The sequence below is a fragment of the Tabrizicola fusiformis genome (assembly GCF_013328815.1).
In the GTDB taxonomy this organism is placed as follows: Bacteria; Pseudomonadota; Alphaproteobacteria; order Rhodobacterales; family Rhodobacteraceae; genus Fuscibacter.
Genome location: NZ_JABUHN010000008.1, coordinates 174,995 through 197,975, shown reverse-complemented (window position 1 = coordinate 197,975; position 22,981 = coordinate 174,995). Strand labels below are relative to the sequence as shown.

Below are 22,981 nucleotides of genomic sequence, written 5' to 3'. Positions count from 1 at the left end.
ATCAGCCCTCGGGCAGCATGGCGAAGGCGCGGTCGATGGGCAGCAAGACGATCATCCGCCCGCCGTCCTTGACGGTTCCTGCCGCCTCTCCGGCGTCAAATCCGGTGCCAAAGAAGATGTCGGCACGTTGTGGCCCCTTGATGGCGCCGCCGGTGTCCTGTGCCACCATCAGCGAGCGGATCGGGTTTTCGCCGTCTTTTTCGATCCAGACCGGCGCGCCGAGCGGGGTGAAGGCGGGGTCGATGGCGATCGAGCGGAATGCGGTGATCGAACGGCCCATGGCGCCGATCGGGCCTTTGTCAGCGGGGAGGTCGGCCAGTTTGCGAAAGAAGATGTAAGAGGGATTGAAGTTCAGCATATCCATGCCGGTGCGGCCGCTGCGCTTGACCCAGGCACGGATTTCCTGTGCCGAAACCTGATCGGGGCGGTGGGTGCCGCGGCGGACCATCTCTTGCCCGACCGAGCGATAGGCGTGGCCATTGCGCCCTGCATAGCCGACGCGGATCACATGGCCGTCGGGCATACGGATGCGGCCAGAGCCCTGAATATGCAGGAAAAACACTTCGACCGGATCTTCGAGCCAGGCGATCTCAAGGCCACGGCCACGCAGGGCGCCAGCCTCAATGGCGGCACGGTCGAGATAGACCTGACCATCCTGCAATTCGGGTGGTCGGCGATAGATCGGCCAGGCAAAGCGCGGCGTGCGGGTGGGGGAGCCTTTGAGTTCCGGCTCGTAATAGCCGGTGAACAGGGCCGGCGGGGTGCCGATCAGGACAGGGCGGAAGAAAAGCTCGAAAAAGGCGCGGGCGGAGGCTTCGGACTTGGCCGCCTCGGGGGCGAGGCGGCAGAGCGGCGTCCAGTCGGCGGCATCGAGCCGGTCGCAGGTTTCCAGAAAGCTGGTCAGTGCAGCGCGGTGGTCATCCTCTTCCCAGCCCGCCAGAGCCTCGAAGTCGAGCATCTGGGCCGGGGCGGGGCTGGCGGCGGTCACGGCCGCCACCAGCGAAAGCGAGCGGAGAAGCGCGCGCATCGCCGCATCTCACTCGCCGGTGGCGACAAGCTGCCAGTTCGGATCGGAAACCCCCATCCGGCGCGAGAAGGTCCATGCGTCACGCTGGCGCTTGATCTCGGTGGTGGAGCCTTCGACGACCTCACCGGCCTTGTTGCGCACGACCGAGGTGAGTTCGCCAAGGAAGCGCACGGTGATCTCGGCGGTCTGGGTTTCGCGGTTGTATTCGGCATCGGCGAGGGTGAGTTCGCGGGTGCCGACGAAATTCGCCTCGACTGTCAGGCCCTCCCGCTCGCGGGCATTGATGGCTTGGGCGAAGCTTGCCTCAACCTCGTCGGAGAGGAAGGGGCGGATGCGGTCCAGCTCGCCATGTTCAAAGGCGATCAGGATCATCTCATAGGCGCCGCGGGCGCCGGAGAGGAATTCGGACACCGAAAAACCCGGCTCGGCCAGTTTCATCGCGGCAAGCGCCTTGGCGGCATCGCTGCCATCCGCGACATGGTCGATGATGTCGCGGTCAGGGCCGCCCTCGATCACCTCGAAGTCGCGCTTGCCGCGGGGGCGGGCGTCTTCGACAGGCAGGGGTGGCTTTTCAAATCCTTCGCGCGTGCCCAGAACCGAGCGCAGCTTGAGGATCAGGAACACGGCAATCCCGGCCAGGACGAGAAGCTGGATCAGGGAGGAATTCATCGGCACCTCGGGGGCCCGGGGGTTGGCGATCCGGGCGCTGCGCCCTTATGTAGGGTGGGAAGACGGGCAAGTCTACCGTGCCGGGCAGAAACCGGCCAAGGGAGTTGGCATGAAGTGGATCGGCGCGGCATTTCTGGTGCTTCCCTTGGCGGAAATAGCCCTGTTCGTCGTGGTGGGCGGCTGGATCGGGCTTGGGGCAACGCTGGCCGTGGTGGTGGGCAGCGGCGTTCTGGGGGTGACGATCCTGCGGCGGATCGGGGCGCCATCGATTGACCGGGTGCGGGGCGATCTGCTTTCACCGCTGGCGGAGCGGGCGCTTTTGGCGGTGGCGGCGATGCTGCTGATCCTGCCCGGATTTCTGACCGATACGCTGGGTCTGATCCTGCTGGTGCCGCTGGTGCGGCGGCTGGTGGTGGGGGTGCTGGCAATGCGCTTGCAGGCTGCAGGTGCGGGTCGGCGGACCGATGCGACGGTGATCGACGGCGAATTCTATGAAATCGAGCCGGAAACCCGGGAATTGCGGCCGCCTTCGGGCTGGACGCGGCATTGAGGCGCGGCATTGAGGACTGGCGGGCGACCTGCTAGGAACGAAACAACCCGGAGTGAGAGGAGAGTTTCGTATGGCCGAAGAAAACGGCGCCGCGCCGCAGGTCCGTATGTCGGTGCTGGCGCAGTTCGTGAGGGACATGTCCTTTGAGAACATGGTGGCGCAGAAGGGTGTGACCTCGTCCGAGGTGGCACCAGATATTCAGGTGGTCGTCAGTCTGGACGCGCGCAAGCGCCCGGCGGATCATCAATATGACGTGATCTCGAAATACAAGGTCACCTCGAAGAACAAGGCGAATGGCGAAACGCTGTTCCTGTGCGAAGTGGATTACGGCGGGATATTCCATGTCGAGGGCGTGCCGGAAGAGCAACTGCACCCCTTCCTGTTGATCGAATGCCCGCGGCTGTTGTTCCCCTTCGTGCGGCGGATCATCTCGGATCTGACGCGCGATGGCGGTTTCCCGGCGCTGAACATCGATACGGTGGATTTCCTTGCGCTTTACCGGCAGGAAGTGGCGCGGCGCAATCAGGCGCAGGCGGCGCAGGCCCAGCCGAACTGACATATCCCGTTTGGGGTGGGCAGGCCGTCCTTCGGGGCGGCCTTTTCATTTGCCGGTCAGGACAGGCGGCGCTTCCAGATCGCGGCATCGCCCAGCTTGGCCACAAATGCCTCATGCGCGGCCATCTCAGCTTCGGTCAGGCGCGGGGGCAACGGTGTGGGGCGGGGTTTCGGCCGCCAATTGGTGTCAACCCGGGCCTGCGTCTGGCTGGGGGTCGGGCGGGTCGGGGCCAGGACCAGATCGGGTTGCCGGCCGCCGATCAGCTCCAGATAGACCTCAGCCAGAATTTCACTGTCGAGAAGCGCGCCGTGTTTGTCGCGGCGGGAATTGTCCACACCGAAGCGGCGGCACAGCGCATCGAGCGAAGCCGGGGAGCCGGGGAATTTCGACCGCGCCATCATCAGAGTATCGACAGCGCGCTGCGACGGCAGGCCAGGAAGCCCGGCCCATTCCAGTTCGGCGTTGAGGAATTTCATGTCAAAGCTGGCGTTATGGATGACCAGTTTGGCATCGCCGATGAAATCGAGAAACGCCTGACCGACATCGCGGAACAGGGGTTTGTCGCGCAGGAAATCGTCGCCGAGGCCGTGAACGTCGAACGCCTCTTTCGGCATCATGCGCTGCGGGTTGATATATTGGTGAAAGGTGTTGCCGGTGGGCAGGTGGTTCAAAAGCTCCACCGCGCCGATTTCGACGATGCGGTGGCCTTCCGAGGGTTCAAACCCGGTGGTTTCGGTGTCGAGGACGATCTCACGCATGGTTGGTCCGGATATGGGCAATCAGGGCGCGGACATAGGCCGCGGTCTGATCAAGACTGAGCGTTTCCACGATATGGGTGGCGCGGGCGCGTTTATCGCTGTCGGGCATCTGGCGCGACAGGATCAGCGCGAATTGCGCCTCAGTCATGCCGGGACGGGCAAGGACACGGGCGCGCTGCAGGGCGGGCGGGGCGGTGGCCAGGAGGGTGGCGTCCATCTCAGCCTCGTTGCCTTTCTCGAAGAGGAGCGGAATGTCGAGAATGGCAATGTCGGCAGGGCTTGAGGCAAGGAAATTTGCGCGGTCCCGGGCCACCAAGGGGTGAACCACGGCTTCGATGGCGGGGAGAAGGGTGGGGTCGGCGGCGATGTGGTGTTTGAGCGTTTCACGTGAAACACTCCCGCCACGAATGGCCTGCGGGCAGAGTGCGCCAAGCGGGGCAACGGCAGCACCCCCCGCAGCATAGAGACGGTGGACCGCTGCATCGGCGTCCCAGACGGGCAGCCCTTCGGCAGCGAAGAGTGCGGCCGTGGTGGATTTCCCCATGCCGATCGAGCCAGTGAGGCCGAGCCGGAAGGTCATGCCGACAGCACAGCGTCGCGGGTGGCCTGATCGACCTCGGGGCGCGGCCCGAACCAGCGTTCAAAGCCGGGAGCCGCCTGATGCAGCAGCATTCCCAGACCATCGACCGTGCGACAGCCCCGCGCGGCGGCCTCCAAAAGCAGCGGCGTCTGCAAGGGATTATAGACCAGATCGGTAACAAGCGCCGTCGGTTCCAGCGCATCCAGCGGCACGCGGAACGGCGGTTTGCCCGCCATGCCCAGCGAGGTAGTGTTGATCACCGTCGCCGCACCTTCCAGCATGTTGCCGCCCTGCGTCCAGTCTTCGACCAGAACCTTGGCCCCGAAATCGGCGCGCAGGGTTTCGGCGCGCGGGCGGGTGCGGTTGGTCAGCCGGATTTCCGGAACCCCAACTTCGATCAGTGCGGCAATCACCGCCCGTGCGGCACCTCCGGCACCAAAGACAACGGCGGGACCGGCGGCTGGGTTCCAGTCCGGCGCATTTTGGCGCAGGTTGGCCATGAAGCCCGCGCCATCCGTGTTGTCGGCATGCAGTCGGCCATCCTTGCGGAATATGAGTGTATTGGCCGCGCCGATCAGCGCCGCGCGATCCGTCACGATATCGGCAAGCTGCAGCACCGCTTCCTTGTGCGGAATGGTCACGTTCACCCCGACAAAGCCAAGCCGCGGCAAGAGGTTGAGCGCCTCCTTGAGATCTTGGGGTGCCACATCCATCGGAATGTAATGCCCCTTGATCCCATGCCGCTTGAGCCAGAAGCCATGCAGCGCCGGAGAGCGGCTGTGCGCGATGGGATGGCCGATCACGCCGGCCAGAGGGATACGGGGGAGGTCGGTCATGTCGCTATGAAACCCCGAGTTCCAAGATAGGTCAACAAGGGCAAAAGAGGCAGGCCAAGAATGGTGAAATGGTCGCCCTCGATCCGATCAAACAGGCGGATGCCTTCTTCCTCCAGCTTGTAGCCGCCCACCGAATGGCCGATCTGGGGCCAGTTACGATCAAGATAGCCCTCAAGAAACGCGTCGCTGAAGTGCCGCATGATCAGCCGCGCCTCACCGATGTGGCGCCAGATCGGTTCGCCTGCGTCGAACAGCACAAGTGCCGACAGCAGCCGATGCGTCTGTCCGCGCAAGGCGCCCAACTGCGCCGCGGCTTCATCGCGCGTTTCGGGCTTGCCCCAGACTTCATGCCGGAACTCCAGCACCTGATCGCAGCCCAGCACCAGCGCATCGGGGGCTTTTGCCGCAATCCGGGCGGCCTTCATCTCGGCAAGCATATCCGCGATATCGCGGGGGTGGGCCTTTTCTGCGGCAAGACCGGCGCGGATCAGGGTTTCGTCAATCCGCGCCACCTGCGCATGAACATCCAGCCCCGCAGACCGGAGGAGGTGAAGCCGGATTTCAGAGCCGGAGGCAAGGATGAGCGGGCGGGGCATGGCTGTGGATATGCTGCTTATGTTCTCTTGGCTGTCCTTGGGGACAGATGAGACAAGGGGAAATCCCCTGCTTTTTGTCAAGCGCCGAGCCCCTCTTATCCCGATGTGTGCAAGGTCTTGGCTGGGGCTTGGACTGTTCTGAAATCCCCACCCTGTGGATGAACGAAATGCTCTGTGTTGTCCGTCATCCTTTTGTTTTTATTTGATTTATCATGTCAGTTTTGCGCCTCCGGTCGGCTATCCACAGACTTCCGCCTGTGCAGAACTCTGGGGGCTTTTGCCGCATTTCAGTTATCCCGAACCTCTTCATCATCATCTTTTCTTTATCTTTCTTTTCCTTTTTAAGAAGAAAGAAAGGTGCGGTGAGATGAGCGATTTTCTGTCGGACTGGTATTTCTGGATCAAGGCGCTGCATGTGGTGTCGGTGATCTCGTGGATGGCGGGGTTGTTCTATCTGCCGCGGCTCTTTGTCTATCACACCGAACAGGTGGAGCCGGGAAGTGCCACCGATGCGATGTTTCAGCTGATGGAACGGCGCTTGCTGCGGGCGATCATGGGGCCGGCGAGCATTGCCACCTGGGTCTTTGGTCTTGCGCTGGTGTTTACGCCAGGGATTGTTGACTGGAGCGAGATCTGGCCCTGGACCAAGGCGACAGCGGTTCTTGGCATGACGGTATTCCACCACTGGTTGATGGCGCGGCGCAAGGATTTCGTGATGGGGCGCTACCGGATTTCGGGCCGGGGTTACCGGATGATGAACGAGGTTCCGACGGTTTTGATGCTGATCATCGTGTTTTCGGTCATTGTTCGGTTCTGAGAAGATTGACTCGGCCTGCTTGCGCCATTAGGTCCGGGTCAGCGGGGCCGTCCGGTCCGAACGCTTTTCCTTATCCAGCGCTGATTCTGCACCCTGCGGCACGCAAGAGGGCATTTCCATGACTATCGAACATCTGAACCTGGCCGATCTGAAAGCCAAGACCCCCGCCGAGCTTCTGGCAATGGCGGAGGAATGGGAGATCGAGAACGCACCTTCGATGCGCAAGGGCGAGATGATGTTCCAGATCCTCAAGGAACATGCCGAAGAGGGCTGGGAAATCGGCGGCGACGGTGTGCTGGAAGTGTTGCAGGACGGGTTCGGATTTCTGCGCAGCCCCGAGGCAAACTATCTGCCCGGGCCAGACGACATCTATGTCAGCCCCGAGATGATCCGGCAGTTCAGCCTGCGCACCGGGGATTCGATTGAAGGGGTGATTCAGGCACCCCGCGAGAATGAACGCTATTTCAGCCTGATCAAGGCGACGAAGATCAACTTCGACGACCCCGAGAAGGCGCGGCACAAGGTGCATTTCGACAACCTGACGCCGCTTTACCCTGATGAGCGGCTGAAGATGGAAATCGAAGATCCGACCATTCGTGATCGTTCGGCCCGGATCATCGACTTGGTCTGCCCCATCGGCAAGGGTCAGCGGGCGCTGATCGTCGCGCCGCCGCGCACGGGTAAGACCGTTCTCTTGCAGAATATTGCCCATTCTGTGGCGACCAATCACCCCGAGTGCTATCTGATCGTGCTGCTGATCGACGAGCGTCCCGAGGAAGTGACGGACATGCAACGCAGCGTGAAGGGGGAGGTTGTGTCCTCGACCTTCGACGAGCCGGCGACGCGGCACGTTGCAGTGGCTGAAATGGTGATCGAAAAGGCCAAGCGTCTGGTTGAACACAAGCGGGATGTCGTCATTCTGCTGGATTCGATCACCCGTCTGGGCCGGGCATTCAACACGGTTGTTCCGTCGTCCGGCAAGGTGCTGACGGGGGGGGTGGATGCCAATGCGTTGCAGCGGCCGAAGCGGTTCTTTGGTGCGGCGCGGAATATCGAAGAGGGCGGCAGCCTGACGATCATTGCGACGGCGCTGATTGATACCGGCAGCCGGATGGACGAAGTGATTTTCGAAGAATTCAAGGGCACCGGGAACAGCGAAATCGTGCTGGATCGCAAGGTTGCCGACAAGCGCGTGTTCCCGGCCATCGATATCCTGAAGTCGGGCACGCGGAAGGAAGACCTGCTGGTTGACAAGGTGGATCTGCAGAAGACCTATGTGCTGCGCCGCATCCTCAACCCGATGGGAACGACGGATGCCATTGAATTCCTGCTTGGCAAGCTGAAGCAGACCAAGACAAACTCGGAATTCTTCGATTCGATGAACGCCTGAGGGCGGAGTTCGCTAAATGACGATGGACACGATCTTTGCCCTGGCAAGCGCCCGGGGGCGGGCGGGTGTTTCCGTTGTGCGGATATCGGGCCCGGCGGCGCATGATGCGGTGGCCAAGCTTTGCGGGGGCTTGCCGGAGCCGCGGCGTATGGGGCTGCGGCGGCTGATCTGGCAAGGCGAGGTGATCGACGAGGCTCTGGTGGTGGTTTTCGCCAAGGGCGGAAGCTTTACCGGCGAAGAGATGGCAGAGTTTAATCTGCACGGCAGCCTGGCGGTTGTGGCCCGGGTGTTGCGGGTCTTGTCGGAACAACCGGGGTTGCGACCCGCTGAGGCGGGCGAATTTACCCGGCGGGCGCTGGAAAACGGACGGCTGGACCTGTCGCAGGTCGAGGGTCTGGCCGATCTGATCGATTCGGAGACAGAAGTGCAACGCAGGCAAGCCCTGCGGGTGATGTCGGGGGAACTCGGTCGGCGGGCCGAGGCTTGGCGTGGCCAGTTGGTGCGGGCGGCGGCACTGGTCGAGGCGACGATAGATTTTGCCGATGAAGAGGTTCCTGTCGATGTTTCGCCCGAAGTGCTTGCGATCATAGATGCGCTGCGGGTGCAATTTTCTGATGAGCTTGCTGGTGCGGTGGCTGCCGAGCGGGTGAGAGACGGTTTTGAAGTGGCCATCCTTGGTGCGCCAAATGCCGGAAAATCCACACTTTTGAACGCGCTGGCCGGGCGTGAGGCGGCGATAACATCGGAGATTGCCGGAACGACACGCGACATTATCGAAGTTCGGATGGATATTGGCGGCCTCGCCGTCACCTTGCTTGATACCGCGGGTCTGCGCGAGGCTGCGGACAGGATAGAGCAGGTCGGCATCTCTCGTGCGATTGACCGCGCGAGGCTGGCGGATTTGAGGGTGTTTCTGCTGACCGAGGCGGCAGAGACGCTGATGGTTCCGCCAGAGCCGGACGATATCGTGGTGCAAGGCAAGGCCGATCTGACGGGCGACCCGGATGCTGTCTCGGGCGTGACGGGGCAGGGCTTGGACCGGCTTCTTTCGGGGATTTCGACAGTATTGGCGCAGCGGGCCTCAGGTGCCGGGTTGCTGATTCGGGAAAGGCAGCGTATCGCCTTGGAGCGCGCGCGCAATGCTCTTGATGGCGCCAGAGGCCATTTGCGGATGCAGGATGGGCGGGCTGAACTGGCCGCGGCGGAATTGCGGGCGGCCTCACATGCGCTCGAGATCCTTGTCGGGCGTATCGACGCGGAAAACCTGCTCGGGGAGATATTCTCGAGCTTTTGTATTGGAAAGTAGGAGTGTTTCACGTGAAACATTTCGATGTCATTGTTATCGGCGGCGGCCATGCCGGCGCAGAGGCTGCCGCGGCGGCGGCCCGCCTTGGCGCCCGCACGGCGCTTGTTTCGCTGCGGCGGGCGGGGATTGGCGTGATGTCGTGCAACCCGGCCATCGGCGGTCTGGGCAAGGGCCATCTTGTGCGCGAGATTGATGCCCTTGGCGGGTTGATGGGTGTGGCCACGGATCGGGCGGGCATTCAGTTCCGCCTACTCAATCGTCGGAAGGGTCCGGCGGTTCAGGGCCCGCGGGCGCAGGCGGATCGCGCGCTGTATCGCGCGGCCATTGGATCGGCGCTGGATGCCATTGAAACGCTGGACGTTGTCGAAGCAGAAGTGTCGGCCCTGCGCATGGATGGGGAGCGGTGCCGCGGTGTTGTGCTGTCGGACGGTATCGAGCTGGAGGCCAAAGCGGTTGTTCTGACCGCGGGCACTTTTCTGAACGGGACGATCCATATCGGCGATGTGCAGCGGCCTGGCGGTCGGGTCGGGGACCGGCCTTCGGTTCTCTTGGCAGAGCAGCTTGCGGCGCTGGGTCTTCGGCGCGGGCGGCTCAAGACCGGAACGCCGCCGCGCCTTGACGGCCGCACGATTGACTGGAGCAAGCTTGAACAGCAGCCGGGCGATGACGAACCCGTGCTGTTTTCCTTCCTCAGCCGCGCACCCGTTGCACGGCAGATTTCCTGCGGCATCACCCATACGAATGAGCGGACCCACGACATCGTGCGGAGCAACCTGTCCCGCTCGGCGATGTATGGCGGACATATCGAAGGGGTCGGGCCGCGATATTGCCCGTCGATCGAAGATAAGGTCGTGCGGTTTTCCGATAAGGCATCGCATCAAATTTTCCTTGAGCCGGAAGGGCTTGAAGACCACACGGTCTATCCGAACGGCATTTCCACCTCTCTGCCGGCCGAGGTGCAGGAGGCCTATGTCCGCTCGATTGACGGGCTGGAACAGGCGGTGATCACACAGCCCGGCTATGCGATCGAATACGATTACTTTGACCCGCGGGAATTGTCGCGCACGCTTGAGTTGCGGGCCATTCCCGGGCTTTTCCTTGCGGGCCAAATCAACGGAACAACTGGCTATGAAGAGGCTGCGGCGCAGGGGCTGGTTGCGGGGCTCAATGCAGGTCTGGCGGCACTTGGGCGCGATCCGCTCCTGCTGCACCGGACCGACAGTTATATCGGCGTGATGACCGATGATCTGGTGACCCGTGGGGTAACCGAACCCTATCGGATGTTTACCTCGCGCGCAGAGTTTCGTCTGTTGCTGCGTGCCGACAACGCCGATCAGCGGCTGACACCCATTGGAATCGCCATCGGCTGCGTTGGGGAAGAGCGCAAGGTGGCATTCGAGCGCAAGTTGTCGGCCCTGTCCGCCGCGCGCGATGTGCTTTCAGCCGAACGGTTTTCCCCACGCGAACTGCTTGCCGCGGGAATCCACGTCAGCCCCGACGGCGCGCGCCGCACGGCCTTGGACATCATGGCTTTTCCAGATGTGACCGAGGTACAGCTTGACGCGCTCGTGCCAGACTACGCGGCGGTGGAGCCTGAGATCAGAACGCAGGTTGCCCGGGACGCTCTCTATGCGCAGTATCTTGATCGCCAGCAGAATGAAGTGGCAGAGCTGCGCAAGGATGAGGAAAAGCGTATCCCCGAAGATTTCAATTTCACCGGGCTGCCTGGCCTGTCAAACGAGCTTGCGGCAAAGCTGACTCGTCGCCGTCCGGCCAATATGGCCGATGCCGCGCGGATTGAGGGCATGACGCCGGCCGCCCTGACGCTGATCCTTGCGCATCTGCGCAAGCGCGCAGCGGGCATTCGGGTATCATGACGGGCGAGATGCCGCAGCAAGCGGCGATGGTGTCCCTGAGCGCGGGTGAAACGGCGGATCTGAAGCGATTTGCCGAGCTTGTTCTGCGATGGAATCCAAAGATCAACCTGATTTCCAAATCGACGGTCGCGGATATCTGGGACCGTCATGTGATTGATTCTGCACAGATTTACTGTCTCGCTCCCGAGAATGCGCAAAGCTGGGCGGATATTGGCAGCGGTGGCGGCTTTCCGGGGATCGTGGTTGCGATTCTTGCAGCGCATCGCCACCCGGAACGCGCGGTGACTTTGGTCGAATCCGATCAGCGCAAGGCGGTATTCTTGCGGCAGGCGGTCCGAGAGCTTGGGCTGCGCTGCACGGTTCTTTGCCGCCGGATCGAGCAGATCAGCGATTTTCGGGCCGATGTCGTTTCAGCCCGCGCGCTTGCCTCTCTGGCGCAACTTCTGACCCTTGCAGCGCCGCTGCTTGGCACGGATGGAACCTGCCTGTTTTCTAAGGGCGCTGGCCGACAGCAGGAAATTGACGAGGCGCGGCGGGCATGGCGCTTCACGCTCGCCGAAACCGTCAGCGTCACAGATTCCGGCGCGGCAATTCTGAAGATTACGGATATACACCATGTCTAGCGGGCTCTTTGCGGATCACCGGCGGATCATCGCGGTCGCCAACCAAAAGGGTGGCGTCGGCAAGACGACGACTGCGATCAATCTGTCTGCGGCTCTGGTGGCGCTGGGTGCGAGGGTCTTGCTGGTGGATCTGGACCCGCAGGGCAACGCCTCGACCGGGCTTGGCATTCTGCCGGCGGACCGCAAGTTGACGACCTATGATCTTTTGATTGACGAGGTGCCGGTTTCGCAGGTGGCCATGCCAAGCGCGACACCCGGACTGTGGATTTGCCCGGCGAATGCAGACCTGTCTTCGGCGGATATGACGCTGGTTGCGAATGAAAAACGCAGCTTTCTGCTGCATGATGCCGTTCGGGGTGCGGGCCTGGATGGCATTGATCCGGATTTCGTGATCATCGACTGCCCGCCATCCCTCAGCTTGCTGACGGTGAATGCTTTGGTGGCCTGTCATTCGGTTCTGGTGCCGCTTCAGGCTGAGTTCTTTGCGCTGGAGGGGCTGTCGCAACTGATGCTGACCGTGCGCGAGGTCCGTCAGGCGGCCAATCCGGGGCTTCGGATCGAGGGGATTCTGCTGACCATGGCCGATTCGCGGAACCGCCTGTCGCAACAGGTCGAGGCGGATGCCCGCCGCACGCTGGGGGATCTGGTGTTCAAGACGGTTATCCCGCGCAATGTCCGGGTCAGCGAGGCGCCGTCCTTTGCGCTGCCGGTGACCGACTATGATCCGGCGTCGCGGGGGGCCGAATCCTATCGGATGCTTGCGCAGGAAATCCTCTTGCGGCACCCATTGCAGCGCAATCTGCCGACAGAGGTCTGATGATGGAGAAGAAGATGGAGCGTCGGGGTCTTGGTCGGGGTCTGTCCGCCCTCATGGCGGATGTGCGTCTGGATCAGACGGCTGCGGATGGTGCCATCGCGCCGGACCGCCTGCTTGCGACTGACCGGCTGATCGCCAATCCCAACCAGCCGCGCCGGACGTTTGAGCCTTCGGCACTGAAGGATCTGGCGGATTCCCTGCGCAAGAAGGGAATCATTCAGCCGTTGATCGTGCGCCCGACCGGCAATCCCGAGCAATTCGAGATCGTCGCGGGCGAGCGTCGTTGGCGGGCCGCGCAGATGGCGCAGATACATCAGGTGCCGGTGATCGTTCGGGAGCTGGACGATACTGAAGTTCTGGAAATCGCCATCATCGAGAACGTTCAGCGCGCGGATCTGAGTGCGATCGAAGAGGCACAAGCCTATCGCCAGTTGATGGACCGCTTCGGGCATACCCAGGAAAAGATTGCCGAGGCGCTGTCCAAGAGCCGAAGCCACATCGCCAACATTCTGCGTCTTTTGGCTTTGCCGCAGGATGTGCAGTCGATGGTCGAAGCCGGCACTCTGACCGCGGGACACGCCAGAGCGCTGATTACCACACCAAACGCCACCGAGCTTGCGCGCCAGGTTGTTGGCCGCGGCCTGACCGTGCGGCAGACCGAGGCTTTGGTGCGCAAGTCGGCTGTGCCGGCGGCGGCCCGGGCCCGGCTTGCCGGAATGCGCGAGAAGGATGCCGATACCCGCGTGCTTGAGGGCGACCTGAGTGCCAATCTGAAAATGGGCGTGACGATCAACCACGAGCCGGGCGGTGAGCGTGGCCGACTGACGATCACCTATAACACGCTGGACGATCTGGATATGCTGTGCCGTGTGCTGTCGCAGGCCAGCCGTGATGCGCTGGGTTGACACCTAGAGCAGGGCGGCGGCGATTTCTGCCAGCAGGGCGTTCAGCACAAGCCGGCCGCGTTCTGTCGTGACAAGCTGTGTACCGGGCTCGTGCAGCAGGCCAAGTTCGACCAAGGGCGCAAGGCGGTCCAGCGCCAACCGTTCGCCATAGAGGCGGGATAGCCGCCCGAGGTCAGTCCCTTCGCTCAGTCGCAACGACATGAGCAGATATTCTTCCGCATGATCAAGCGGGGACAGCGCGCTGCGCGGCAACTCGCCCTGGCCTTCGGCGCCCACCTGCGCCAACCAGAGACCCGGACTCCGGGGCGCCTCGGTCGCCCACCGCGTTCCGCCCAGTGTCAGGCGTCCATGCGCACCCGGGCCGATCCCGGCATAATCGCCGCCGCGCCAATAGATCATGTTGTGGCGCGACCCGGCGCCGGGACGCGCGTGGTTCGACACTTCATAGGCAGGCATCCCGGCGCGATCACACAGCTCTTGCGTCGCCTCATAAAGCTCGACGGAGAGGTCTTCACCCGGCAGCCCGCGCAATCCGCCCCGTGCGAGCCGGTCAGCAAAGGCGGTGCCGGATTCGATGGTCAGTTGATACAGCGACAGATGATCAACGGTCAGGGCCAGCGCCTCGGTGAGTTCGGCGCGCCAATCCGTCAGCGATTGGTCTTGTCGGGCGTAGATCAGGTCAAAGCTGACACGATCAAAAATCCTGCGGGCTGTCTCGAACGCCCGGCGCGCCTCGTCCGCAGTATGCAGGCGCCCAAGACGACGCAGGTCGGCGTCGTTCATGGCCTGCATCCCCATCGAGATGCGCGTGACCCCGGCCTGCCGGAAGGCGGCGAATCGCCCGGCCTCGATCGAGCTGGGGTTCGCCTCAAGCGTCACCTCAGCGTCATTAACCATTGGCCATGTCGCCCGAATCCGGTCCATGATGGCCGAAACCAGCTCTGGCGCCATCAATGAGGGCGTTCCACCACCAAAGAAGACGCTTTGCAGGATGCGCCCGCCTGTCTCACCGCCCAGACGATCAATTTCCGTCAGATAGGCGCGGCGCCACTGATCTTGGTCGATCTCGGCAGAAACATGGCTGTTGAAATCACAATAGGGGCATTTAGACTGGCAAAACGGCCAATGCAGGTAAAGGCCGAAGCCGCCATGGCGCCAGTCTTCCATACGTTACCCCCGGAACGCAGTGACTTCGATTTCCACCATCATCTCGGGGCGGATCAAACCGGCAACGACCATGGTTGCTGCGGGCCTGATGGCGCCAAGCGCCGCAGCAAGTGCTGGTGCGATTTGCTCGACCAGCGTGGCATCGGTGATCGTATACCGCACGCGGACGATATCGGTCATGGTGAATCCGGCTTCAGCCAGAACGCGATCGATGGTGGCGAAACAATTCTGTGCCTGCGACAGTGCTGATTCCGGCATCGCCATCGTTGCATAGTCATAGCCGGTCACGCCCGACACAAAGCACCAGCCGCCCTTCACGATGGCCCGGCTGTAGCCGAGCTGCGCCTCGAATGGCGATCCTGTCGAGATTTGTTTCACGTGAAACACTCCGCCACCAGTTTGCGAAAGGCATCAGCCCGGTGGCTGATCCGGTTCTTTTCCCAACGGTCCATCTCGCCAAAGGTCAGATCCCGACCGTCCGGCTGAAAGATCGGGTCATAGCCGTGACCCTGATCACCGCGCATGGGCCAGACGATTTGCCCGGGCATGACGCCCTCGAACACCTCATCATGACCATCGGGCCACGCCAGAACCAAGGTGCAGCGGAACTGCGCCCGGCGGGGATATGCTGCGCCAACCGCCTCAAGCCTGTCCCAAGTCAGGCGCATCGCCATGGCAAAATCGCGGCCAGCTGGCGTTTCAGCCCAGTTCGCCGTGTAAACCCCTGGCGCACCCCCCAGCGCGTCAATCGTGATGCCGGAATCATCTGCCAGCGCCGGAAGGCCGCTGGCCTGCGCTGCAGCATGGGCTTTGATCCGCGCATTGCCGACAAAACTGTCCTCGGTCTCTTCTGGCTCAGGCAGGCCCAAACTGCCCGCCGACACGACCGAGGCGCCAAAAGGCTCCAGAAGATCGGCGATCTCTTCCAGTTTTCCCCGGTTGTGCGTCGCCAGAACCAGCCGGCCGCCGCCGAACTTGCGCGTCATTGCCCCAGCGCCGCCTTTTGCGCCGCGACCAGCGCCGCGCCTCCGGCCTCGGCCAAATCCAGAAGCTCGGTCATTTCCGCGCGCGAAAAAGTGGCCCCCTCGGCTGACATCTGCACCTCGATCAGGCGCCCGCGACCCGTCATCACGAAATTGCCGTCGGTGCCCGCAACCGAGTCCTCAGCATAATCCAGATCCGCCACCGGCTGACCGCCATAGATCCCGCAAGAAAGGGCGCAGACGTGGTCGATGATCGGATCCGTCGCAATCACGCCGCTTTTCAGCAGCCGGTTCACCGCAAGCCGCAATGCCACCCAACCCCCCGTGATCGAGGCGCAGCGGGTTCCGCCATCGGCCTGGATCACATCGCAATCGACCACGATCTGCCGTTCTCCCAACGCGCTGCGATCCACGCCCGCGCGCAGAGACCGTCCGATAAGGCGCTGAATCTCCTGCGTTCTTCCGCTTTGCTTTCCGGCAGCTGCTTCGCGCCGGGTCCGGCTGTTGGTGGCGCGCGGCAGCATCCCGTATTCCGCTGTCACCCAGCCCAGCCCGGTGTTCTTCAGAAAGGGCGGCGCCTTGTCTTCGATCGTGGCCGAACACAGCACATGCGTATCGCCCATCTTGATCAGGCACGAACCTTCGGCGTGCCGCATCACGCCGACTTCGATCGACACCGCGCGCAGTTCATCAAGTTTCCGTCCAGAGGGCCGCATAACATGTCCTTTCCGCTTTTTGTCAGATAGGCCCGTCATCTGTCCCGATGCAACCCACATTGACGCTGCCCGCGGCACCTCCCTATAGTCCTTGTCTGAACGGATCCCGGACATGAGCGACGGCACCAAGATTCTGACCGACCTCAACGACCGCTCCCGCGAGGTGTTTCGCCGCGTGGTGGAAAGCTATCTCGCATCCGGCGATCCCGTAGGCTCCCGCACCCTCACCCGCAGCATGAGCGAGCGCCTGTCGGCCGCCACGATCCGCAATGTCATGCAGGATCTCGAATACCTCGGCCTGCTTGGCAGCCCGCATGTGTCCGCCGGTCGTATTCCCACTCAAATGGGTCTGCGCCTTTTCGTCGATGGCCTCCTCGAAGTCGGCTCGGTCACCGCCGAAGATCGTGAAGTGATGGATTCCGCGCTTGCCAGCGGCGGCCAGGATGTGACTTCGCTCTTGGATATGGTCAGCGCGACCCTCTCCGGCGTGACCCGCGGCGCATCGGTGGTTCTGGCGCCAAAACAAGAGGCGCCGATCCGCCATATCGAATTTGTCTCGCTGTCGCCGGATCGTGCGCTGGTGGTGCTGGTGCTGGCCAACGGGCAGGTGGAGAACCGCCTCTTTACACCGCCCGCTGGCCAAACCCCCTCATCCATGCGCGAGGCGGCCAATTTCCTGAACGCGCTGGCCGAAGGCCGCACCCTGTCCGAGCTGCGCCGCAGCATCGCCAAAGAGATCGAGCGTCACCGCCAGGAAATTGACGTTCTCGCCCGGGCGCTGGTCGAATCCGGCCTTGCCCTTTGGGAAAATCCCGGCGAGCAGGCTGAACGGCTGATCGTGCGCGGTCGGGCCAATCTGATCGACAGCACCGAAGCGCAGGATATCGAGCGGGTCCGCAGCCTGTTTGACGATCTGGAACGCAAGCGCGACATCGCCGACTTCCTTGAACTGGCCGAAACGGGGGAGGGGGTGCGCATTTTTATCGGCTCCGAGAACAAACTCTTCTCACTTTCGGGTTCCTCTCTGGTGGTCTCTCCCTATATGAACGCGGATCGAAAGATCATCGGCGCGGTAGGGGTGATCGGTCCGACCCGGCTGAACTATGGCCGCATCGTCCCGATCGTCGATTACACGGCGCAGTTGGTTGGCAGGCTCCTGTCGGATCGCGGCGCGGGTTGAGAGAGAACGGAAAGACAAGGAAGACGGACATGGCACAAGACACTCCGGCCCCCGAGGGCACCGAGCCGGACGGGCTTGAAGATTTCATCGCGGCAGAAGAACTTGATGCGCTGCGCGCCGAACGGGATGAATTGCGCGACCGCTTCATGCGCGCGCTCGCGGATGCTGAAAACGCCCGCAAACGTGCCGACCGCGACCGGCGTGAGGCTGAACAATATGGCAGCACGCGCCTCGCCCGCGATCTGTTGCCGGTTTATGACAACCTCAAGCGCGCCCTTGACGCGGCAAGCGACGAAACCCGTGGTCAGGCGGGTGCGCTGATCGAGGGCGTCGAGCTGACGCTGCGCGAACTGACCAATGTGATGACGAAGCACGGGGTCAAGCCGATTTCGCCGGTGGCTGGCGATACCTTCGACCCTCAGATGCATCAGGCGATGTTCGAAGCGCCCCTGCCGGGCACCAAGGCAGGACAGATCATTCAGGTGATGACCGAAGGCTTCCTGCTGCACGACCGCCTTCTGCGCCCGGCACAGGTCGGCGTTTCCTCGATGCCCGGTTGATATTGGTGCCGGCCGGGAGGGCCCGCCCTCCCGGACCCTCCGGGCGTCACTTCCCGGCCATTTCCTTCATCTCATAGATCAGCCGCAGCGCCTGCATCGGCGTCAGCTCATCCGGGCTGATCTCCTTCAGTCGCGCTTCAACCGCCGATTCCTTCGGTGCCTGTCTGGGCGCAGGTGGCGGCGCCAACCGGAACAGCGGCAGATCATCTACCAAGGTTTTCTGCCGCCCGCCGTCGCGCTCGCCCTTCTCCAGCGCCTCCAGAACCGTTTTCGCCCGCTCGATCACGCTCGCGGGCAGCCCCGCCAATCGCGCCACCTGCACACCATAGCTGCGGTCGGCGGCACCCTTGCGCACTTCATGCAGGAAGATGACCTCACCCTCCCATTCCTTTACCGCCACGGTGGCGTTTTCCACGCCCGGCAACTTTGCCGCAAGCGCCGTCATCTCATGGTAATGCGTTGCGAAAAGCGCGCGGCAGCGGTTGGCCCCGTGCAAATGCTCCAGCGTGGCCCAGGCGATGGATAGCCCGTCATAGGTGGCAGTGCCGCGGCCGATCTCGTCCAGAATGACCAGGGCCCGGTCGTCCGCCTGATTGAGGATTGCGGCAGTCTCCACCATCTCCACCATGAAGGTAGATCGCCCGCGGGCCAGATCGTCACTGGCGCCGACTCGGCTGAAAAGCTGGCTGACCAGACCGATATGGGCCGACGTGGCAGGGACGAAGCTGCCGCATTGCGCCAGAAGTGCGATCAGCGCCGTCTGGCGCAGGAATGTCGATTTGCCCGCCATGTTCGGCCCGGTCAGCAACCATATGGCCGGCGTTTCGCCTTCTGACAGGGCGCAGTCATTGGCGACAAAGGCGGGGCCGCCGCCGCGCCGCAGGGCGCGCTCGACCACCGGATGCCGCGCGCCGCGCAGGTTCAGCGCCCGGCTGTCGTCGATGCGCGGTTCACACCAGTTCTCGCCCATTGCCAGATCGGCCCAGGCTGCCGCCAGATCAATCTCTGCCAGCGCGCGGGCTGCCTGCGCTACCGGGCCGGATTGCGCCATCACAGCGTCTCTAAGCGCCTCATAGTGACGCTTTTCAATCTCGAGCGCGCGGTTTCCGGCGTTGAGGATGCGGGTCTCGATCTCGCTCAGGGGCAGGGTGGTAAAGCGCACCTGATTGGCGGTGGTCTGGCGGTGGATGAAGGTTTCGTTCAGCGGCGGGGCAAACATCCGCTCCGAATGGGTCGTGGTGGTTTCGATGAAATAGCCCAGTACATTGTTATGCTTGATCTTCAGGCTCTGAATTCCGGTTCGGGCGATGTAATCCGCCTGCATACGCGCAATCACGCCGCGCCCCTCGTCGCGCAAGGTGCGCGTCTCGTCGAGATTGCCATCATGGCCCGCCGCGATGAAGCCGCCATCCCGCGCCAAAAGCGGCGGCTCGGCAACCAGCGCCGCCTCCAGAAGATCGACGAGCGCCCCGTGGCCGCGCAGTGCCTGCGCGGCGCCGGTCAACAGCGGCGGCGCTTCAGCAAGGCGCTCGCTGATCTGCGCGGCGCGGGCAAGACCGGCGCGGATCGCCGCAAGGTCGCGCGGGCCGCCGCGGTCAAGCGCAAGGCGGCTCAATGCGCGGTCGATGTCGGGCACTTGGCGCAGATCGCTCCGCAGCGCTTCGCGCAGGGTTGTATCCCCGGCCAGATGCCGAACGGCGTCCAGCCGGGTGCGGATCACCGACAGGTCGCGCGAGGGCGCCGACAGCCGCCGGTCCAGCAGCCTTGCGCCCGCAGCAGTGACCGTGCGGTCCACCGCCGCCAGCAGCGAGCCTTCGCGCCCGCCCGAAAGCGCCTGCGTCAGCTCCAGATTGCGACGGGTCGCGGCGTCGATCTGCATCGTGCCGCCGGGCAATTCGCGCAACGGTGGCCGCAAGAGCGGTAGTCTGCCGCGCTGGGTCAGGTCGAGATATTCGACAATCGCCCCCATCGCGGCGATCTCGGCACGGTCAAAGCTGCCATAGGCATCCAGCGAGCCCACGCCCCAAAGCGCACAGAGTCGCTTTTCTGCGCTGGTGCTGTCAAAACTGCCGCGGGCGAGCGGGGTCAATGCGCCGCCCGCCTCGGCGACGGTTTCGGCCCAGTCGCGCTCGCGCGCTTCGCTGATCAGCACCTCGCGGGGGGAAAGCCTTGCGAGTTCAGGCCCAAGCCGCGCCGGAGGGCAGGGCATCACCCGCAGCTCGCCGGTGGAAATATCGGTCCATGCCAGCGCGGCGGCATCCCGCACCTCGGCGAAGGCGGCGAGGTAATTGTGCCGCCGCGCCTCAAGCAGCGAGTCTTCGGTCAGGGTGCCGGGCGTGACCAGCCGCACCACGTCGCGCCGCACCACCGATTTTGAGCCGCGCTTCCTGGCTTCGGCCGGGTCTTCCAACTGTTCGGCGATGGCCACGCGGAACCCTTTGCGGATCAGCGCCAAAAGATAGCCTTCGGCGGCATGAACCGGAACGCCGCACATCTGGATCGGCTCGCCCATGTGAAAGCCGCGCTTGGTCAGCGCGATATCCAGTGCCTCCGCGGCGGCGACGGCATCGTCAAAGAACATCTCATAGAAATCGCCCATCCGGTAGAACAGCAGCGCGCCGGGGTTCTGCGCCTTGATCTCCAGATACTGCGCCATCATCGGCGTGACGGTTTCTTCGCTCACCTTGCTCTCCTCGATACCGCCCAGACCCTACAAAAGCCCGCCCGTGGCGAAAAGCGCCAATCGTCGCCCTATGCAGACGGGCGATGCGGCGGTATGAGCGGACACCTTGCAGACAGGATGGCCCCCTGATGACCAAAACGAAAATCACCCCGGAAGAGGCGCTTGCCTATCATCTGGAACCGCGCCCCGGCAAATATGATGTCGTCGCCTCAACGCCGATGGCGACCCAGCGCGATCTCTCGCTGGCCTACAGCCCGGGCGTTGCCGTGCCGGTGCTGGCCATCGCCGAGCGGCCCGAGACCGCCTATGACTATACCGTCAAGGGCAATATGGTGGCGGTGATCTCGAACGGGACGGCCATTCTGGGCCTCGGCAATCTGGGCGCTCTGGCGTCCAAGCCGGTGATGGAAGGCAAGGCGGTGCTGTTCAAGCGCTTTGCCGATGTGAATGCCATCGACATCGAGCTGGACACCGAAGACGCAGAAGAGATCATCAAGGCGGTCTCGCTGATGGGGCCGACCTTTGGCGGCATCAACCTTGAGGATATCAAGGCCCCGGAATGCTTCATCATCGAGCAGCGGCTGAAAGAGATCATGGACATTCCGGTGTTCCATGATGACCAGCATGGCACGGCGGTGATCTGTGCGGCGGGTCTGATCAATGCGCTGGAGATTTCCGGCAAGAAGATCGGTGATGTGAAGATCGTGCTGAACGGGGCAGGGGCGGCGGGGATCGCCTGTCTGGAACTGCTGAAAAGCATGGGCGCGCGGCATGACAACTGCATCATGTGCGACACCAAGGGCGTGATCTGGCAGGGCCGGACCGAAGGGATGAACCAGTGGAAATCGGCCCATGCCGCCAATACTCCGGCGCGCACGCTGGAAGAGGCGATGGTGGGGGCGGATGTGTTCCTGGGCGTTTCGGCCAAGGGGGCGGTGACGCCTGCGATGGTGGCCAGCATGGCCGACAATCCGGTGATCTTTGCCATGGCCAACCCGGACCCGGAAATCACCCCGGAAGAGGCCCATGCCGTCCGCGCCGATGCCATTGTGGCGACCGGGCGCAGCGACTATCCCAATCAGGTGAACAACGTTCTGGGCTTTCCCTATCTGTTCCGCGGCGCGCTGGACATTCACGCCCGCGCCATCAATGACGAGATGAAGATTGCCTGTGCCCGGGCCTTGGCGGCTCTGGCGCGTGAAGATGTGCCGGATGAGGTGGCGATGGCCTATGGCCGCAAACTCTCGTTTGGGCGCGATTACATCATCCCGACGCCCTTCGACCCGCGGCTGATCCATGTGATTCCGCCTGCGGTGGCTAAGGCCGGAATGGATACCGGCGTGGCGCGGCGACCGATCATCGACCTGAGGGCCTATGAGCAAAGCCTCAAGGCGCGGATGGACCCGACGGCGAGCATTTTGCAGGGCATCCACGCCCGCGCACGTCAGGCGCAGGCGCGGATGATCTTTGCCGAAGGCGATGACCCGCGCGTGCTGCGGGCCGCCGTCGCCTATCAGCGGGCCGGTCTGGGCCGGGCGCTGGTGGTGGGGCGCGAGGCGGACGTGCGTGAAAAGCTGGAGACGGCAGGGCTGGGGGATGCCGTGCGCGAACTTGAGGTGGTGAATGCCGCCAATTCGCGGCACCTCGATACCTACAAGGATTTTCTCTACAACCGCCTGCAACGGCAGGGCTTTGACCGGCACGATATTCACCGGCTGGCGGCGCGTGACCGGCATGTATTTTCGGCACTAATGCTGCAGCATGGCCATGGCGATGGGTTGGTGACCGGGGCGACACGGAAATCGGCCCATGTTCTTAGCCTTCTGAACCATGTGTTCGATGCCCGGGCTTCGGACGGGGCGGTGGGGGTGACGGCGCTTTTGCACAAGGGGCGGATCGTGCTGATTGGCGATACTCTGGTGCATGAATGGCCCGAGCCCGAGGATCTGGCGACGATCGCCACGCGGGCCGCCGGGGTGGCGCGCAGCCTGGGGATGGAGCCGCGGGTGGCTTTCGTGAGCTTCTCGACCTTCGGCTATCCGGTGTCAGAGCGGGCGACGAAGATGCATCTGGCGCCAGCCCTGCTGGACGGGCGCAAGGTGGATTTCGAATATGAGGGCGAGATGACGGTGGATGTGGCGCTGAACCCCGAGGTGATGGCGCATTACCCGTTCTGCCGCCTGACCGGCCCCGCGAATATTCTGGTGGTTCCGGCCCGCCACTCGGCTTCGATCTCGGTCAAGCTGATGCAGGAAATGGCCGGGGCCACGGTGATCGGGCCGATTTTGACCGGGGTGAAGAAGCCGATCCAAATCTGCGGCACCAATTCGACCGTCAACGACATTCTGAACATGGCGGTGATGGCCGCCTGCAAGGTGGGCTGAG

General features: G+C 63.1%; 23 protein-coding genes. 12 read left to right on the top strand and 11 right to left on the bottom strand.

Annotated features, from left to right (window positions below; genetic code table 11):
• Nucleotide 1: 1 nt before the first annotated feature.
• Both mltA and HS053_RS14535 read right to left on the bottom strand, forming a co-directional pair.
• A complete protein-coding gene (gene mltA / locus HS053_RS14540; protein WP_174211980.1) occupies nucleotides 2-1,027 on the bottom strand; it encodes a murein transglycosylase A in 1,026 nt (341 codons plus the stop codon).
• A 9-nt stretch (nucleotides 1,028-1,036) separates the two neighbouring features.
• Nucleotides 1,037-1,696, bottom strand: coding sequence for a Tim44/TimA family putative adaptor protein (locus tag HS053_RS14535; protein WP_174211979.1), 660 nt, complete (start codon nucleotides 1,694-1,696; stop codon nucleotides 1,037-1,039).
• Nucleotides 1,697-1,805: 109 nt separating this feature from the next.
• Here HS053_RS14535 and HS053_RS14530 point away from each other — a divergent pair, with 109 nt between their 5' ends.
• On the top strand, nucleotides 1,806-2,246 hold the full coding sequence (locus HS053_RS14530) for an FxsA family protein (protein ID WP_174211978.1): 441 nt from the start codon (nucleotides 1,806-1,808) through the stop codon (nucleotides 2,244-2,246).
• Nucleotides 2,247-2,316: 70 nt separating this feature from the next.
• Complete coding sequence (gene secB, locus HS053_RS14525; RefSeq protein ID WP_174211977.1) at nucleotides 2,317-2,802, top strand: protein-export chaperone SecB; 486 nt, start codon at nucleotides 2,317-2,319, stop codon at nucleotides 2,800-2,802.
• Between the two features lie 56 nt (nucleotides 2,803-2,858).
• Here the strand turns inward: secB and dnaQ are convergent, their stop codons facing one another.
• From dnaQ to HS053_RS14505, 4 genes are read right to left on the bottom strand one after another with little or no spacing between them, the layout of a single operon-like run.
• A complete protein-coding gene (dnaQ, locus tag HS053_RS14520) occupies nucleotides 2,859-3,560 on the bottom strand; it encodes a DNA polymerase III subunit epsilon (protein ID WP_174211976.1) in 702 nt (233 codons plus the stop codon).
• Nucleotides 3,553-4,140 carry a dephospho-CoA kinase gene (gene coaE / locus HS053_RS14515; protein WP_174211975.1) on the bottom strand — a complete coding sequence of 196 codons (588 nt, stop codon included), beginning with the start codon at nucleotides 4,138-4,140 and terminating at the stop codon, nucleotides 3,553-3,555. The genes dnaQ and coaE overlap by 8 nt, the downstream gene beginning before the upstream one ends.
• Nucleotides 4,137-4,976: a shikimate dehydrogenase gene (locus HS053_RS14510; RefSeq protein WP_174211974.1), complete on the bottom strand. Its 840-nt coding sequence runs from the start codon at nucleotides 4,974-4,976 to the stop codon at nucleotides 4,137-4,139. The genes coaE and HS053_RS14510 overlap by 4 nt, the downstream gene beginning before the upstream one ends.
• Nucleotides 4,973-5,572 (bottom strand): Maf family protein, encoded by a 600-nt coding sequence (locus HS053_RS14505; RefSeq protein WP_174211973.1) that lies wholly within the window; start codon nucleotides 5,570-5,572, stop codon nucleotides 4,973-4,975. The genes HS053_RS14510 and HS053_RS14505 overlap by 4 nt, the downstream gene beginning before the upstream one ends.
• Before the next feature lie 367 nt (nucleotides 5,573-5,939).
• On the opposite strand from HS053_RS14505, the gene HS053_RS14500 reads away from it, so the two are divergent.
• From HS053_RS14500 to HS053_RS14470, 7 genes are all read left to right on the top strand, one after another.
• Entirely contained in the window at nucleotides 5,940-6,389 is a 450-nt protein-coding gene (locus tag HS053_RS14500) for a CopD family protein (protein WP_174211972.1), read from the top strand.
• A 118-nt stretch (nucleotides 6,390-6,507) separates the two neighbouring features.
• Nucleotides 6,508-7,779 (top strand): transcription termination factor Rho, encoded by a 1,272-nt coding sequence (gene rho / locus HS053_RS14495; RefSeq protein WP_174211971.1) that lies wholly within the window; start codon nucleotides 6,508-6,510, stop codon nucleotides 7,777-7,779.
• 22 nt (nucleotides 7,780-7,801) lie between these two features.
• Nucleotides 7,802-9,085 carry a tRNA uridine-5-carboxymethylaminomethyl(34) synthesis GTPase MnmE gene (gene mnmE, locus HS053_RS14490; protein ID WP_174212009.1) on the top strand — a complete coding sequence of 428 codons (1,284 nt, stop codon included), beginning with the start codon at nucleotides 7,802-7,804 and terminating at the stop codon, nucleotides 9,083-9,085.
• Between the two features lie 2 nt (nucleotides 9,086-9,087).
• Entirely contained in the window at nucleotides 9,088-10,962 is a 1,875-nt protein-coding gene (gene mnmG, locus HS053_RS14485; protein ID WP_174211970.1) for a tRNA uridine-5-carboxymethylaminomethyl(34) synthesis enzyme MnmG, read from the top strand.
• Between the two features lie 8 nt (nucleotides 10,963-10,970).
• Nucleotides 10,971-11,585: a 16S rRNA (guanine(527)-N(7))-methyltransferase RsmG gene (rsmG, locus tag HS053_RS14480; RefSeq protein ID WP_174212008.1), complete on the top strand. Its 615-nt coding sequence runs from the start codon at nucleotides 10,971-10,973 to the stop codon at nucleotides 11,583-11,585.
• Nucleotides 11,578-12,402: a ParA family protein gene (locus HS053_RS14475; protein ID WP_174211969.1), complete on the top strand. Its 825-nt coding sequence runs from the start codon at nucleotides 11,578-11,580 to the stop codon at nucleotides 12,400-12,402. The genes rsmG and HS053_RS14475 overlap by 8 nt, the downstream gene beginning before the upstream one ends.
• A complete protein-coding gene (locus HS053_RS14470) occupies nucleotides 12,402-13,307 on the top strand; it encodes a ParB/RepB/Spo0J family partition protein (RefSeq protein ID WP_174211968.1) in 906 nt (301 codons plus the stop codon). The genes HS053_RS14475 and HS053_RS14470 overlap by 1 nt, the downstream gene beginning before the upstream one ends.
• A gap of 3 nt (nucleotides 13,308-13,310) precedes the next feature.
• Here the strand turns inward: HS053_RS14470 and hemW are convergent, their stop codons facing one another.
• From hemW to rph, 4 genes are read right to left on the bottom strand one after another with little or no spacing between them, the layout of a single operon-like run.
• On the bottom strand, nucleotides 13,311-14,474 hold the full coding sequence (gene hemW / locus HS053_RS14465) for a radical SAM family heme chaperone HemW (RefSeq protein WP_174211967.1): 1,164 nt from the start codon (nucleotides 14,472-14,474) through the stop codon (nucleotides 13,311-13,313).
• 3 nt (nucleotides 14,475-14,477) lie between these two features.
• Entirely contained in the window at nucleotides 14,478-14,852 is a 375-nt protein-coding gene (locus HS053_RS14460; RefSeq protein WP_174211966.1) for a Rid family hydrolase, read from the bottom strand.
• Nucleotides 14,849-15,460: an RdgB/HAM1 family non-canonical purine NTP pyrophosphatase gene (gene rdgB / locus HS053_RS14455; protein WP_174211965.1), complete on the bottom strand. Its 612-nt coding sequence runs from the start codon at nucleotides 15,458-15,460 to the stop codon at nucleotides 14,849-14,851. The genes HS053_RS14460 and rdgB overlap by 4 nt, the downstream gene beginning before the upstream one ends.
• Nucleotides 15,457-16,173, bottom strand: a complete 717-nt coding sequence (gene rph, locus HS053_RS14450; protein ID WP_174211964.1) for a ribonuclease PH — start codon at nucleotides 16,171-16,173, stop codon at nucleotides 15,457-15,459. Before rph ends, rdgB begins: the two co-directional genes overlap by 4 nt.
• Before the next feature lie 112 nt (nucleotides 16,174-16,285).
• Between rph and hrcA the strand changes: the two genes are divergently transcribed.
• Nucleotides 16,286-17,353: a heat-inducible transcriptional repressor HrcA gene (hrcA, locus tag HS053_RS14445; protein ID WP_174211963.1), complete on the top strand. Its 1,068-nt coding sequence runs from the start codon at nucleotides 16,286-16,288 to the stop codon at nucleotides 17,351-17,353.
• A gap of 29 nt (nucleotides 17,354-17,382) precedes the next feature.
• Nucleotides 17,383-17,913: a nucleotide exchange factor GrpE gene (locus HS053_RS14440; protein ID WP_174211962.1), complete on the top strand. Its 531-nt coding sequence runs from the start codon at nucleotides 17,383-17,385 to the stop codon at nucleotides 17,911-17,913.
• Between the two features lie 46 nt (nucleotides 17,914-17,959).
• Here HS053_RS14440 and mutS read toward each other — a convergent pair whose 3' ends face one another.
• On the bottom strand, nucleotides 17,960-20,596 hold the full coding sequence (mutS, locus tag HS053_RS14435; protein WP_347233333.1) for a DNA mismatch repair protein MutS: 2,637 nt from the start codon (nucleotides 20,594-20,596) through the stop codon (nucleotides 17,960-17,962).
• Between the two features lie 128 nt (nucleotides 20,597-20,724).
• Between mutS and HS053_RS14430 the strand changes: the two genes are divergently transcribed.
• Nucleotides 20,725-22,980: an NADP-dependent malic enzyme gene (locus HS053_RS14430; protein ID WP_174211961.1), complete on the top strand. Its 2,256-nt coding sequence runs from the start codon at nucleotides 20,725-20,727 to the stop codon at nucleotides 22,978-22,980.
• The last annotated feature ends 1 nt before the right edge of the window (nucleotide 22,981 follow it).

Bases quoted from the DNA above. Each gene is read 5' to 3' on its own strand.
- mltA (WP_174211980.1), bottom strand. From the start codon at position 1,027: ATGCGCGCGCTTCTCCGCTCGCTTTCGCTGGTGGCGGCCGTGACCGCC.
- HS053_RS14535 (WP_174211979.1), bottom strand. From the start codon at position 1,696: ATGAATTCCTCCCTGATCCAGCTTCTCGTCCTGGCCGGGATTGCCGTG.
- HS053_RS14530 (WP_174211978.1), top strand. From the start codon at position 1,806: ATGAAGTGGATCGGCGCGGCATTTCTGGTGCTTCCCTTGGCGGAAATA.
- secB (WP_174211977.1), top strand. From the start codon at position 2,317: ATGGCCGAAGAAAACGGCGCCGCGCCGCAGGTCCGTATGTCGGTGCTG.
- dnaQ (WP_174211976.1), bottom strand. From the start codon at position 3,560: ATGCGTGAGATCGTCCTCGACACCGAAACCACCGGGTTTGAACCCTCG.
- coaE (WP_174211975.1), bottom strand. From the start codon at position 4,140: ATGACCTTCCGGCTCGGCCTCACTGGCTCGATCGGCATGGGGAAATCC.
- HS053_RS14510 (WP_174211974.1), bottom strand. From the start codon at position 4,976: ATGACCGACCTCCCCCGTATCCCTCTGGCCGGCGTGATCGGCCATCCC.
- HS053_RS14505 (WP_174211973.1), bottom strand. From the start codon at position 5,572: ATGCCCCGCCCGCTCATCCTTGCCTCCGGCTCTGAAATCCGGCTTCAC.
- HS053_RS14500 (WP_174211972.1), top strand. From the start codon at position 5,940: ATGAGCGATTTTCTGTCGGACTGGTATTTCTGGATCAAGGCGCTGCAT.
- rho (WP_174211971.1), top strand. From the start codon at position 6,508: ATGACTATCGAACATCTGAACCTGGCCGATCTGAAAGCCAAGACCCCC.
- mnmE (WP_174212009.1), top strand. From the start codon at position 7,802: ATGGACACGATCTTTGCCCTGGCAAGCGCCCGGGGGCGGGCGGGTGTT.
- rsmG (WP_174212008.1), top strand. From the start codon at position 10,971: ATGCCGCAGCAAGCGGCGATGGTGTCCCTGAGCGCGGGTGAAACGGCG.
- HS053_RS14475 (WP_174211969.1), top strand. From the start codon at position 11,578: ATGTCTAGCGGGCTCTTTGCGGATCACCGGCGGATCATCGCGGTCGCC.
- HS053_RS14470 (WP_174211968.1), top strand. From the start codon at position 12,402: ATGATGGAGAAGAAGATGGAGCGTCGGGGTCTTGGTCGGGGTCTGTCC.
- hemW (WP_174211967.1), bottom strand. From the start codon at position 14,474: ATGGAAGACTGGCGCCATGGCGGCTTCGGCCTTTACCTGCATTGGCCG.
- rdgB (WP_174211965.1), bottom strand. From the start codon at position 15,460: ATGACGCGCAAGTTCGGCGGCGGCCGGCTGGTTCTGGCGACGCACAAC.
- rph (WP_174211964.1), bottom strand. From the start codon at position 16,173: ATGCGGCCCTCTGGACGGAAACTTGATGAACTGCGCGCGGTGTCGATC.
- hrcA (WP_174211963.1), top strand. From the start codon at position 16,286: ATGAGCGACGGCACCAAGATTCTGACCGACCTCAACGACCGCTCCCGC.
- HS053_RS14440 (WP_174211962.1), top strand. From the start codon at position 17,383: ATGGCACAAGACACTCCGGCCCCCGAGGGCACCGAGCCGGACGGGCTT.
- HS053_RS14430 (WP_174211961.1), top strand. From the start codon at position 20,725: ATGACCAAAACGAAAATCACCCCGGAAGAGGCGCTTGCCTATCATCTG.